The sequence below is a fragment of the Sorangium sp. So ce296 genome, from assembly GCF_051529605.1.
Classification (GTDB): Bacteria; Myxococcota_A; Polyangia; order Polyangiales; family Polyangiaceae; genus Sorangium; species Sorangium cellulosum_D.
The window spans coordinates 3,230,789-3,243,259 of sequence record NZ_CP150325.1 but is presented as its reverse complement, the minus strand read 5'-3'; the positions used below and the strand labels follow the sequence as shown (position 1 = coordinate 3,243,259).

9 protein-coding genes are annotated in these 12,471 nt (G+C 73.8%); 5 read left to right on the top strand and 4 right to left on the bottom strand.

Going from position 1 to position 12,471, the window contains the following annotated elements; genetic code table 11:
- Positions 1-14: 14 nt before the first annotated feature.
- Positions 15-1,001, bottom strand: a complete 987-nt coding sequence (locus WME98_RS12230) for a helical backbone metal receptor (RefSeq protein WP_437951491.1) — start codon at positions 999-1,001, stop codon at positions 15-17.
- 236 nt (positions 1,002-1,237) lie between these two features.
- Here WME98_RS12230 and WME98_RS12225 point away from each other — a divergent pair, with 236 nt between their 5' ends.
- On the top strand, positions 1,238-2,704 hold the full coding sequence (locus tag WME98_RS12225) for a serine/threonine-protein kinase (protein ID WP_437951490.1): 1,467 nt from the start codon (positions 1,238-1,240) through the stop codon (positions 2,702-2,704).
- Positions 2,705-2,898: 194 nt separating this feature from the next.
- On the opposite strand, the gene WME98_RS12220 is transcribed toward WME98_RS12225, so the two are convergent.
- Complete coding sequence (locus WME98_RS12220; protein ID WP_437951489.1) at positions 2,899-3,498, bottom strand: DUF2231 domain-containing protein; 600 nt, start codon at positions 3,496-3,498, stop codon at positions 2,899-2,901.
- Between the two features lie 485 nt (positions 3,499-3,983).
- Between WME98_RS12220 and priA the strand changes: the two genes are divergently transcribed.
- Positions 3,984-6,512, top strand: a complete 2,529-nt coding sequence (gene priA, locus WME98_RS12215) for a replication restart helicase PriA (protein WP_437951488.1) — start codon at positions 3,984-3,986, stop codon at positions 6,510-6,512.
- Positions 6,513-6,583: 71 nt separating this feature from the next.
- Here priA and WME98_RS12210 read toward each other — a convergent pair whose 3' ends face one another.
- Entirely contained in the window at positions 6,584-7,159 is a 576-nt protein-coding gene (locus WME98_RS12210; RefSeq protein ID WP_061627597.1) for a hypothetical protein, read from the bottom strand.
- A gap of 478 nt (positions 7,160-7,637) precedes the next feature.
- Here WME98_RS12210 and WME98_RS12205 point away from each other — a divergent pair, with 478 nt between their 5' ends.
- Positions 7,638-8,087 carry a helix-turn-helix domain-containing protein gene (locus WME98_RS12205; protein WP_061622109.1) on the top strand — a complete coding sequence of 150 codons (450 nt, stop codon included), beginning with the start codon at positions 7,638-7,640 and terminating at the stop codon, positions 8,085-8,087.
- 12 nt (positions 8,088-8,099) lie between these two features.
- Here the strand turns inward: WME98_RS12205 and WME98_RS12200 are convergent, their stop codons facing one another.
- The gene (locus tag WME98_RS12200) at positions 8,100-8,960 is read right to left on the bottom strand and encodes an RNA polymerase sigma factor (protein WP_437951487.1); all 861 of its coding nucleotides are present in this window, start codon (positions 8,958-8,960) and stop codon (positions 8,100-8,102) included.
- Between the two features lie 296 nt (positions 8,961-9,256).
- Between WME98_RS12200 and WME98_RS12195 the strand changes: the two genes are divergently transcribed.
- The gene (locus WME98_RS12195) at positions 9,257-10,165 is read left to right on the top strand and encodes a prephenate dehydratase (protein ID WP_437951486.1); all 909 of its coding nucleotides are present in this window, start codon (positions 9,257-9,259) and stop codon (positions 10,163-10,165) included.
- Positions 10,166-10,406: 241 nt separating this feature from the next.
- Positions 10,407-12,449, top strand: coding sequence for a hypothetical protein (locus WME98_RS12190; RefSeq protein WP_437951485.1), 2,043 nt, complete (start codon positions 10,407-10,409; stop codon positions 12,447-12,449).
- Positions 12,450-12,471: the final 22 nt, after the last annotated feature.

Below are 12,471 nucleotides of genomic sequence, written 5' to 3'. Positions count from 1 at the left end.
GATCGCTCCGTGCATCATGGACGGGCGGCGTCGATGATCTCTCGCAGCCGATTGAGCCCCTCGAGCGCCCGCGCGCCATACCACATGAGGTCCTTGCCATCGCATCGGATCACGCGGCCGCGGCGAGCGGCGGGGATGTCGAGGGAACGAAATATTTCTGCGTCGGCGTCGGTGAAGGCGTGCGGCTCGTCGGGCAGCAGCACGATCTCCGGGGCGCGGGCGACGACCTCGTCGAGGGTGACGCGGGGGTAGCGGACGTCGCGGCCCTGGACGCGCTCGGGCGGGAGCGGCGGCGCCTTGCCCAGGTCGGCCGCGAGCGGGTAGCGCCGGGGCCGATCCGCGAAGACGTTCTGGGCGCCGGCGAGGTCGAGCATGTCGGAGATGAAGGTGTCGCCGTGCACGGTCATCAGCGGGTCCATCCAGATCGGGACGAAGGCGCGGAGCGGCGGGCGATCGCGGCGCAGCGCCTCGGCCGCGGCGTGGGCGCGGTAGGCGGCCGCGACCTGCTCGCGCGCGGCGGGCGGCGGCTGCAGTGCGTCCGGGGCGACGCCCTCCGGCGCCGCCGGCGCGGCCTTCGCGCCGTGCCCGAGCAGGCGCGCCAGCCGGGCGAGGTGCGCCACGCCGTCGGCGACCCGCCTCGGGAACGAGACGAGCACGCGCTGGCCCGCCGCGTCGAGGCGCTCGATGTCGCGCTGGTTGTTCTCCTCCTGGTTCGCGACGACGACCTCGGGCTCGAGCGCGACGATGCGATCGACGTCGGCGTCCTTGGTGCCGCCGACGAGCTCGATGCCCTCGACGTCCCCCGCGGGCGCGACGCAGTAGCGGGTGCGGCCGACGAGGCGGCCCTGGGCGCCGAGCCGGACGAGCGAGTAGGTGTCGCTCGGCACGAGCGAGACGATGCGCCGCGGGGGCGTGCGCCACTCGTGCCGGCGCCCCCGGTCGTCGACGATGCGGATGAACGATCCGGCAAAGGGCTGTCCCCAGCCTGCGCTGAACGTCATGCGCCGGATGTAGCCCGCCGCCGCGCGCGCTGCACGCGATCGGCGAGGCAGGCTGCGCCGGGGCACGGGCGAGCGCAATCAGGGCAGGGGAGCTCCGGGGGAGCTGGGCAAAAAACCTATGAGATTCCAATGGTTGGTTCCTTGCGTGGGCTCCCTCCGGGCCTGCGCGGCCGTCCCCGGTGTCCGGGGGCGCCCGCTTAGTTGGCCCGTCCGCGCGATGTCTGCGAGGAGGGGCCGTGCAGATCGATCGCCTCGATGTGCGTCGCGGAGGCACGCTCCCGTACCCGCCTTCCGGCCTGCCCCCGCTCGCCGGCGGCGCCGGCCGCGAGGAGCGCCCGCTGCGCCGGGCGGCGCCCCGCAGCGGGCGGCCGTTGCCGTGCCGGATCGGCCGCTACACCCTGTTCGACCACATCGGCCAGGGAGGGATGGCCGATCTCTACCTGGCGCGGGTGCGCACCGATCTCGGCGCCGCGCGCCTCGTCGCCATCAAGGAGGTTGCCCCGAAGTTCGCGCACGATCCGCGCTTCGTGGAGATGCTCGCGAGCGAGGCCAGGCTCGCCGCGGGGCTGCGCCACGCGTCCATCGTGCAGGTCGAGGACCTCGGCCGCGAGGACGGCGCGCTGTACATCGCGATGGAGTACGTCGAGGGGTTCGACCTGCGCGAGCTGCTCCGCCGCTGCGCGCGCCAGAAGGTGAAGCTCCCGGTGGCGTTCTCGCTCCTGATCGTCGCCGAGGCGCTGCAGGCGCTCGCCTACGCGCACCGGAAGGGCGTCGTGCACCGCGACGTCTCGCCGTCGAACGTGCTCCTGAGCTTCGAGGGCGAGATCAAGCTCTGCGACTTCGGCATCGCCCGCGCGCACGAGCGCTGCGGCGGGACTCTGGACGAGGCGCTGCAGGGCAAGGCCGGCTACATGAGCCCGGAGCAGGCCCGCGGCGAGGCGCTCGACGCGCGCTCCGACCTCTTCGCGGCGGGCATCCTGCTGTGGGAGCTGCTCGCCGGCCGGCGGATGTACAGCGCGGGCCCCGGGGCGGCCCTCTCCAAGGACGAGGCGCGCGTCGAGCTGCTCGAGCTCGCGCGGCGCGCGGAGATCCCGCCGCTCGCGGAGCGCGGGCTCCCCGACGAGGCGGCGCTCCACGCGATCGTGGCGCGGGCGCTCGCCGAGTCGCCCGAGGATCGCTACCCGAGCGCGGCGGCGATGCTGCGGGACATCGCCGCTTACGCGGCGGCGGCCGAGCTGACGGCGAGCCCGCTGCGCTTCGGGGCGTGGCTGCGCGACAACTTCGGCATGGAGATGGTCGCGGCCCGCCGGGCGCGCGAGCGCGCGGTGCGCGCGCTGGAGCTCGGTCCGCCCGCGGTGCTCGAGCCGGTCGCGACGGCGGCCGCCACGCCGCGCGCGATGGACGCCGGCGCGGCGCTCGCGCGGGAGGCGGCGGCGCCCGCGGCGAGGCACGAGGCGGCGGCGAAGGAGGCGGTAGCGCCCGCGGCGAGCGAAGCCGCCGCGCAGCTCGCCAGGGCGGCGGGCGCGCAGGGCGCGGCGCTCGCCGCGCGGGCCGCGGTCGAGCCGCCGTCGCCCTGGGTCAAGCCGCGGCGCCCGCTCGCTCCCCCGGAGCGGCAGGGGCTCGCGCCGCTGCTCCTGCACGGCGCGCTGCTGTTCGCCCTCGCCGCGCTCTGCATCGCGGCCTGCTACCTCGCGGCGCGATAGCTCCGTGGGTTAGACATCCTGCCAGGAATCTGACTTGCGAGAGGCGCGAGAGGAGAGAGAGCTCAACGCCAAGGCGCAAAGACGCAAAAATGCATGAAATCTGCTCTTTTTTGCGCCTTTGCGCCTTTGCGCGTTTGCGTTGAATCTCTCCCGGATCCCCGCTCGGCGCACCGCCGGCGCCCGTCGCCGCTCCGTCAACCGACGTCGGCGATCGGCGCCTCGGGCACGGGCACCTGCGCCTCCGGCTTCCGCTCGCACGCGTCGTGGCTGACGCCGACGCCGTAGCGGTAGATCAGCTCGCCTCCCAGCCAGCCGCTCGCGCCCGCGAGGCCGAACCCCGCGGTCGACAGCGCGATCCCGAGCGGCCGCAGCCCGATCGCGCGCGAGGCGAGCGAGGCGCCGTACACGCCCGCGATCGCCAGGTTCATGGCGCCGTGGACGAACCCGATCCGCTTCGCCGAGCCGAGCGTGGTGCTCCAGTCGGCGAGCCCCGCCAGGGCGGCCACGAGCGCCCCGCCGAGGCCGATGGCCGTGCTCGCGTCCGCTCCCCGGTGGAGCCGCCGCCCGCGGCGGCCGATGCCCGCGAAGTCGAGCACGAGCCCGCAGGACCACGCGCCGATGGGGATGGTCACCAGCACCGGATGCAGCGGGTGCCCGAGGAACTTGCCGTGGAGCACCTTCGCGACCACGGGCGCTCGCCTCAGCACGGACCGGATGCCCTGCTGAAGCGGGTCGGCGATCCGGTCGATCCAGTCCTGCCCCTCGATTCCCCCCAAGACCGCGGTTCCGATCATGTTCCCTCCTCGCAGGCGCCTCATCGCGCACATTTCCAGCGCATGGCGCCCGCCCGCCGGCCGTCCAGCGGTGAGCCCCTGACCCGGCTCCCGAGCAATCGGCGGACCCCACGGGAGCGGCTCGGGCGTTCCCACCCCCTCACGCGGTGCGTGCCGGTGCGACGCGCGGACACGCCGGCGGAATTCGCTTCTGCAATGGTGAATTGCTGAAATTTCAGATTCGAAATCCAGGAACGCCTCATCTGGAACGAAATACGTTCGGATCGCGAACAGCAGAGATGGCACGGACGGTGCTCTCTGTCCGGCCAGCGCTGCCGGCGCGGCCTTCCCCCCCCCGAGGCCCCGGCGGCGCTTTTTTTTGCCCGCTTTTCGGGACCGCGGGACTGGACGGGCGCACCGTGCGCGCCCGTCTCGTGCATTCCTCGTCCTGAGCGGCGTTCTCTGGTATCTCGCCCGTGCCGCGCCGAGCGCGGCCTCCCGGAGCGATGCCCCTCCTCGCCGACGTCGCGGTGCCCGTCCCGCTCTCGCAGGCCTTCACCTACGAGGTGCCGGCCGCGCTCGCCGGCGAGGTGCGGCCGGGGGCGCGCGTGCTCTGCGAGTTCCACCGGCGCAAGCTGCTCGGCGTCGTGCTCGCCGTCAGCGAGCGCAGCGCGGCCATCGACCCGTCCAAGATCAAGCCGCTCGCGGCCCTCGTCGACGCGCGCCCGGCGCTGCCGGCGGAGCTGCTCTCGTTCCTGCAGGAGCTCGCCGCGTACTACTTCGCGCCGATCGGGGAGGTGCTCCGCCTCGCGCTGCCGGCGATCGAGCGCGAGCAGGTGCGGGCGCTCAAGGCGCAGGGCGAGCTCGACGGCATGCTCGATCTCGGCCGGGCCAAGCAGGTGGGCGGCCGCAAGGTGGCGTACGCCAGCGCGACCGACGTGGTCGAGGAGCCGGGCACGCTCCGCGGGCAGGCGGCCGCGGTGCTCGCGCTGCTCCGGGCGAACGGCGAGCAGCCGGTCGCGCGGCTCGAGGAGCGCTACGGCAACGCGCGCAGCGCCCTGAAGAAGCTCGCCGAGCGGGGCCTCGTCGCCCTCGACGAGCGCGAGCCGCCGCGCGACCCGTTCTTCCGCCTCCCCGAGGAGCGCGACGTGCCCCCCGAGCTGAACCCGGCGCAGGCCGAGGCCGCGGCGCGGATCGACGCGGCGCTCGCGGCGCTGTCCGCGCCCGGAAGCGCGGCGCCGTCCGCGCCCGGAAGCGCGGCGCCGTCCGCGCCCGGAAGCGCGGCGCCGTCCGCGCCCGGAAGCGCGGCGCCGTCCGCGCCCGGAGACGCGGAGGCGCGCGGGGCCGCCCCGCGCGAGGCGCGGCCCGCCGGGCCGAGCGCGTTCCTCCTCTTCGGCGTGACCGGCTCCGGCAAGACCGAGGTGTACCTGCGCGCCATCAAGAGCTGCCTCGACCGCGGCCGCGGCGCGCTCGTGATGGTGCCGGAGATCGCCCTCACCCCGCAGCTCGTCGCCCGCTTCCGCGCCCGCTTCGGCGACGAGCTCGCCGTGCTGCACAGCGGGCTGAGCGACGCCGACCGCCACGCGATGTGGGCGAGCCTCCACGGCGGCAAGGTGCGCGTCGCCATCGGGGCGCGCTCCGCCCTGTTCGCGCCCGTGCCGGATCTCGGGCTCATCCTCGTCGACGAGGAGCACGACGGCTCGTTCAAGCAGGAGGAGGGCGTGCGCTACCACGCGCGCGACATGGCGCTGCTCCGCGCCCACCGCGCCGGGGCGGTGTGCGTGCTCGGCTCCGCGACGCCCTCCATCGAGTCGGTCGCGCTGGTGCGCCGCGGCAAGCTCGCCGAGCTGCGCCTGCCGGACCGCGCGCACCGCGAGGCCAGCCTCCCGGAGGTCACCCTGGTCGATCTCCGCCGCTTCGGCGCCGGCCCCTCGGGCGACCCGCTGATCTCGCTGCCGCTGCACCGCGCGCTCGAGCGGACGCTCGCGGCGAAGGAGCAGGCGATCCTGTTCCTGAACCGCCGCGGCTTCGCGCCGAGCGTCGTCTGCGGCTCGTGCGGGAACCTGACGACGTGCTCGGCGTGCTCGGTCGCGCTGACCTACCACCGCGGGCGGCGCCGCGACGCGCGCCCGCAGGCGCCCATGGGCGCGCCTGCGCCGGGCGCGCCCGCGCCGGGGCCGGCGGCGCCGCTCGACGAGCGGCCGCAGGGCGGGCTCCTGCGCTGCCATTACTGCGACTACGCGGGGCCGCTGCCGGAGCGCTGCGCGTCGTGCGGCTCGCGGACCCTGCTGCTCGAGGGCCTCGGCACCGAGCGGCTCGAGGCCACGATCGCCGCCTCGTTCCCGGAGGCGCGCGTGGCCCGCCTCGACCGCGACGTGGCGGGCAAGGACCGCTCGCAGGCGATCCTCGCGAGGATGCGCGAGGGCAAGATCGACATCCTGGTCGGCACGCAGATGGTCACGAAGGGCCACGATCTGCCCAACGTGACCCTGGTCGGCGTGGTGAACGCCGACGCCGCGCTGGGGCTGCCGGATTTCCGGGCGGCCGAGCGCGGCTTCCAGCTGCTCGTGCAGGTGGCCGGGCGCGCGGGGCGGCGCGACCGCCCGGGCCGGGTGCTCATCCAGACGCGCAACCCCGAGCACCCGGCGATCGCGTTCGCCGCGGCGCACGACGTGCCGGGCTTCCTCGAGCGGGAGATCCGCGACCGCGAGGAGGTGGGCTACCCGCCGGCCACGCGCCTCGCGCTGATCCGGATCGACGCGGTCGACGAGGGCGTGGGCCGCGGCGCCGCGGCGAAGCTCGCGGCCCACGCGCGCACGTGTCCGGACGGGCTCGCGCGGCGCGTCGAGGTGCTCGGGCCGTCGGCGGCGCCGATCGCGCGGCTGCGCGGGCGGTACCGGTTCCGGGTGCTCCTCCGGGCGCGCGAGCGCGGGCCGCTCCGGGGGACGCTCGCGGCGCTCACCGGGCTGATGCGCGACGGGATCGACCGGAACGCGCGGGTGATCATCGACGTGGATCCGGTCGCGATGCTGTGACCGGCGCGCCGCGCGCGGCCCCGCGCGGCGCGGCGCCGCCAGGCGACCGCCATCGCCGCGCCCGCCGCGCGCTACCCCGGCGCGGCGAGCGCGGCGAGCTCGCCGCGGGACGCGCTCGAGAGCCGCTCGAACTCCGCGCCCAGCCAGTCGAGGAACGCCGCGTCCCACGACGGCCCTTCCGGCCGGGAGGCGATCGCCTCGGCGAGCTCGCGATCCCAGCGGCCGTACACCTCGCGGAGGAGCGCGTGCGCCCGGCGGCTCGCGGCCGAGGCCGGGTCGGCCTGGCCGTCGACGCGCTCGGCGAAGGCGTCCTCGCAGAGGAAGTAGTTGCAGGTCGCCGCCCGCCGATCGGCGGGGATCGTGCAGCCGCGCGCGCCGTGATAGACGCACTTTGAGCGCCGCGGGGCCGCGGGGCCCTCCCGCTTGCGCACGCGCCGGAGCGCGAGCCCGCGGCTCGCGGGGAGCAGGTTGCCGGCGGCGATCTGCTCGAGCAGCCAGCCGCGGCCGGAGAGGGAGACGATGCGCCCGATGTCCGTCCAGTCGAGCTCGGGCGGGCTGACGCAGCACCCCGCGGGGCCTTGCGGGCACTGGCCGCACAGCGTCGAGTGCAGCCGGGTGTGCTCTCCTGAAAGCTCCAGACGGATCATCGATGCCCTCGCCGTCCCCCGAGGGGCCGAGACGGGCGCTCGGGATAGCGCACCTCGGGGACCACGGCTCGCCAGGAATGACAGAAGCGCCCCGCGGTCGCAACGGGCGCTGGCCGAGCGGAGATCCGGCGCGGCGCACGTGAGCTTGGCGCCGGACCCGCGCGGCGGCCCGGCGCGGACCCGCGCGGCGGCCCGGCGCGGACCCGCGGCGGCCCGGCGCGAATGCGCTCGAGCCGAGCGCGAGCCCGGCGCCAAGCTCACGCGCGCCGCGCGCTCGTCGACGTCAACATGGTGTTCGAAAAGAGCGAGAACGCGCACTCCCGGGCGCTCGTGGAGGAGCTGAATCAGTTATAGTAAGTAACGGGGCATCGACGCGCGGTCGCGGAGGGCGAGACGCGAAGGGCGAGAGGCGGAGGGTGAGAGAAAGATGCGATCGTCCTTTTCTGGCCGCGGCGGGAGTTGATAGGCTGCGCCGGCCATGGGCGATGCGCTTCCCAAAGAGGTCGGTCGGGCCATTCGCGTGCTCCGGCTGCTGCACGGCCTCAGCTACGCCGAATTCGCCGAGAAGGCGCGCCTCTCTGCGACGTACCTGCGGCAGGTGGAGCGCGGAGAGCGCGATCTCGGGCTCGGCGCGCTGGCGCTCATCGCACAGGGGCTCAACTGCGATGCTCGTCTCCTCCTGCCCGGCGACGGGCGGAGCCCGGTCTCCGCCGTCGTCGCCGATCGCTTCGACCGCGCGCCCGAGGCGCTCCAGGAGGCGCTCCTTTTTCTGCTGATCGAGCCGGACGACTCGCCGAAGAAGCAGGCCATCCTCGCCCTCATCAACGATGATCCGGAGCGCGGCCGTCCGCGCTCCCGGCCGCGGCCCGAGGAGCGCGGCTCGCGCGGCTCCTCCCCCCCGTCGTCGAGCCGGAAGCCCGGGCGATGAGCCCCTGCGCGGTCACGGCCGCGCGGACGAGATGAGGACGAGCATCGGCGGCGAGCGGGGCACCAGCAGGCCGCTGCTCTGAAGGTCTATCCCGTCCATCGCCGCGAGCCGCTGCGCGGCCAGGAGCTGAAACGCCGCGAGCGCGCGCGTGCGCCGCTTGTACGCCGTCGAGAGGGGGATTCCCGACTGGCTCGCGAAATCCGCCATCGGGACACCCTCGATGTCGTGGGCCACGAGGACCGCGCCGAGCTCGGCGTCGAGCTCCCGGAGGATCGAGAGCGCAAACAGACGATCGCACTCCGAGATGATCTGCTCCTCGGCTGACGGCTCCTCGAGCTCCGCGTCGAAGTCGTCCGGCAACGGCTCCTCCACGCGGCGCCGCGCGCGCTCCGCGTAGTGGGACGCGGTGTGGACCGCGATCCGGTTGAGCCAGCGGTCGGGCGGGCCGCGCGCGGGGTCGTAGTTCGCGAAGCTCTCGTGCGCCGCGAGCATCACGTTCTGGGCGACGTCCCGGCGATCTCGGCGCGGCACCCCCAGGAGACGCAGCCAGCGCCGTACGAGCACGATCGTTTTCTTGTTGAAGAGCCGCCAGTAAGCCCCTTCCCTGTCGTTCGGCGGCATTCCACCGTCGCTCCCATGCCCTGTGCCCGGCATTGCGTAACGATCGTTATCACAAGAAACCAAACTTGCAAAACGCGACCGAAGCGATCCCAGGCAGATTTTCGCTCTTTCGGGTGCTTTGGGGTGGGGTGATGTGGGTGCAGGTGGGCGCTGTGTCGAGGGATCGCTCTCCTGCATATTGCGCAGATACAGGCAGAATCGTTCGGAAAAGCGTCGCTCGACGATGGTTCCCTGGATGTAACGATCGTTCATCGTCCGGCTCCGGCGGCGGGAACCGTGCGTCGCGCCCGTCGCGCCGGCCGCCGCGCTCGTTCAGCGGGCCGGCGCCGCGCGCTCCCGGTGGGCCCAGGGCGGACGCGGCCGGGCGTGCGCCTTCGGAGCCGGCCGAGGCCCGCTTTCCTCGCTGGACGCCACGGCATCGCGCCGGTAACAGGCGGGCTCGATGCACACGCTCCACCGAAGGATGCCGGCCCCGTGGCGGGCGGTCGCGCCCCGCCGGGGGCATGTCGCGATCGCGCGCGCGGGCTCTGGCGAGGCGCCCATCCCCCATGTCGGCTGACGCGGAGGGGGCGGCGCGCCGCGGCGAGGCGGCTGCGGCAGGCGACGCGGGGGAGGCCCCGGCGCCGCGCCCGCGGGTCGCCTACTTCGGGCGGCCGGGGACGTTCAGCCACGAGGTGGCGTCGCGGCGCTTCGGCGCGAGCGCGGACCTCACGCCCCGGCGCACCATCTCGGAGGTGTTCGACGCCGTGGCCGGCGGCGCGGCGGCGTACGGCATCGTGCCGATCGAGAACGCGGTGGGCGGCCCGATCTACGACACCGTAGATCAGCTGATCCGCCGCGAGGGCACAGGCGCGGCGCTCGTCGTGTGCGAGGAGCTCTCGCTGCACGTCACGCTGTCGCTCCTCGGCAGGCCGGGCGCGGCGCCGAAGCGCATCTATTCGCACTTCGTCCCGCTCAAGCACTGCGGCGACTGGCTGCGCGCGAACTACCCCGACGCGCAGATCCTCGAGGCGGAGAGCACCGCCGAGGCGGTCGAGCGCGCGGCGCAGGACGGCGAGGCCTGGGCGATCGGCAACAAGGGCGCGGCGGCGATCTACGGGCTCGAGATCCTCGTGCCGAAGCTCGGCGTGAAGGGCGAGAACATCACGCGCTTCTTCATCGTCGGCAGGGCCGCCGAGCCGCCGCCCTCGGGCGGGCGGACGCTGCTCCTCTTCGGGCTCGACCACCGCCCCGGCGCGCTGGTGGCGGCGCTGTCCGCGCTCGGGAGACACCATATCAACCTCACGCGCATCGTCTCGCGCGCGCTGCCGGACAGCCCCGAGGAGTACCTCTTCCTCGTCGAGTGCGAGGGCAGCACGGAGGAGCCCGCGTTCAGGGACGCCCTCGCGCAGCTCGAGCAGCACGCGGCGGGCGTGCGCTCGCTCGGCTCGTTCCGCGTCAGCCAGAAGTACGAATAGCCGAGTAGGCGCCCCCACCGACGGGCGGAACAACGCCGCTCTGAAGCTGGAAATATCCTCGCGCAGGGTGGCCTGCGTGACTCCTCTGCTCTTTTCGATAGCCAGTTGCGCCTCGCCTGGGACTAGAACGCTCGCCGCGAGCGATCTTGCGTTCATCGACAGGCGAGGTGACATGAATCTACGTTGGCAATGGCTCTTCGTGGTTGTGCCGGCGCTCATGGGTTCTCTGGAAGCGTGTGACATGGGCCCATGGAGGCTGGCGCCGCCGGGCGACGGCGACGGCGACGGCGACGGCGACCTGCGCGGCGGGATGGAGCCGAAGCGGAACCCCGCCGGCGCGCGCTGCGGCTGTGATGCGGATTGCGACGGCGACGCGGCCGTCTGCATGCTGGGCATCTGCATGCAGCGCGCGGAGGGGCGGTGCGCGGCGCCGAACGGCGAGGAGGGCTGCGCGCCCGGCTCGCGCTGCTTCAACACCGACATCCTGGCGGACACGGGGGTGTGTTATCCCGTCTACGATCCCGAGACCTGCGAGGGCGTGGAGAACCGTCACGGCCTCTGCTCGCCTCGGCGCGGCGACGGGTGCAACGCGGCCTGCGGCGCGGCGTGCGCGGAGGACACGGTGGGCCCCGGGCGCGTGGGCGCGGCCTGCGACGCGGACGAGGCGTGCTCGCTGCCCGGCGCGACCTGCTACCGCGACGCGGACCCGGCGGAGCCGAACGGCTGGGTCGAGGGATACTGCCTCGCGTTCGACTGCGAGAGCGACGACCAGTGCGGGCCGGAGGCGGGCTGCTTCCCTGCGGCCGAGGGCGGCGCGCCGGTGTGCATGAACACCTGCGGCAGCGATCTCGACTGCCGGCCTGGTTACGTGTGCCACGTCCTCGACGAGGCGCACGGGTCGGCGTGCTTCGCCGGCTGCGACGCCGCCGCGACCTGCCCGGACGGCGCGACCTGCCTCGGAGAGCTCTGTGTGTCGGACGAGGTCGCGTGCTCGCCGGACGTCCCGTCCGGCTGGTGCCCGGAAGGCACCCACTGCGACGACGGCGCGTGCCGCAAGGACGCCTTCGCCTGCGAGTCGGAGGGCGACGCGCTGGAGCCCAACGACGACGCGGGAGCGGCGGTGAGCGCGCCCGTGGGCGTCACGAAGGCGCTCACCCTGTGCGAGGGGGACGAGGACTGGTTCAGGATCGTGGTGCCGGCGCGGACCATCGTCCGCGTGGGCATCCGGTTCCGCCACGCCGCGGGGGACATCGATCTCGTGGCGTATGACGGCGCGGGCCGCCTGCTCGGCTCGCGCTACGGCGAGCAGTACCCGTACTCGTACCGCGATCAGGAGACGAACACCGAGTTCTACGGGTTCTACTCCGAGCGAGGCGGCGCCGAGTACCTCGTCCGCGTCGTCGGCTACGACGGCGGGCAGAACGCCTATGATCTCGACGTGACCTCGTATCCTTATGTCGACGGCCCGAGCTGCGTGGGCGCCGGCTTCTCGTTCGACGAGTGCGCCGGCTTCGGCGACGGCGGCGGCGGGCTCTTGCCGTTCCCGTTCCCGGATCCCGACGACTCGGTCGTCGGCGGCGGTTACGTCTGGGAGACCTTCAGCAACTACCGCTTCGCGCGGCGCGAGCTCATCATGCTCGTCCGCGACGCGCTGGCCGAGACGCTGCGGGCGTTCCCTGGCACGGCGCCGCTCTCGCTGATCGACGTCTGCCAGATGAACGGCGTCACGCCCGGATACGACGTCGACGACCCGCGCCACCCCGAGTCGACGCACGATCAGGGGGGCAACATCGACATCGCGTATTTCCAGACGGACGGGTCGAACGACGGCGAGATCATCTGCGGGGACGGGTCGAAGCACGAGGACGGGTACTGCTCGTCGGCGGCGAAGCGGAAGCACATCGTCGATCTCGAGCGGCAGGCGTTCTTCATGGCCAGGCTGTTCCGCTCGGCGCGCACGCGCGTCGTCGGGGTGGACAAGATCATCGCGCCGTTCCTCTCGAAGACCGCCGAGAAGCTGAACGCCCTCCCGAACAGCGATCCGAGGAAGATCACGAACGGCGAGCTCGCGAGCTTCTCGGACCGGATGGCGTACGGCGAGGGGTGGCCGTATCACCATCATCACATCCACCTCAGCATGGACTGGTGGCCGAGGCGGGCCGCGGGCGACGGCGGTCAGGCGGACGCGTCGTTCGCGGCGCCCCCTGCCATCCACCGTTCGCCCGGGCTCGCGGGCGAGCAGCGGATGGCGTGGCCTCCGCGCCCCGGCGCGGTGAAGCGGTGAGCCGCTAGACGAGAAGAACAAC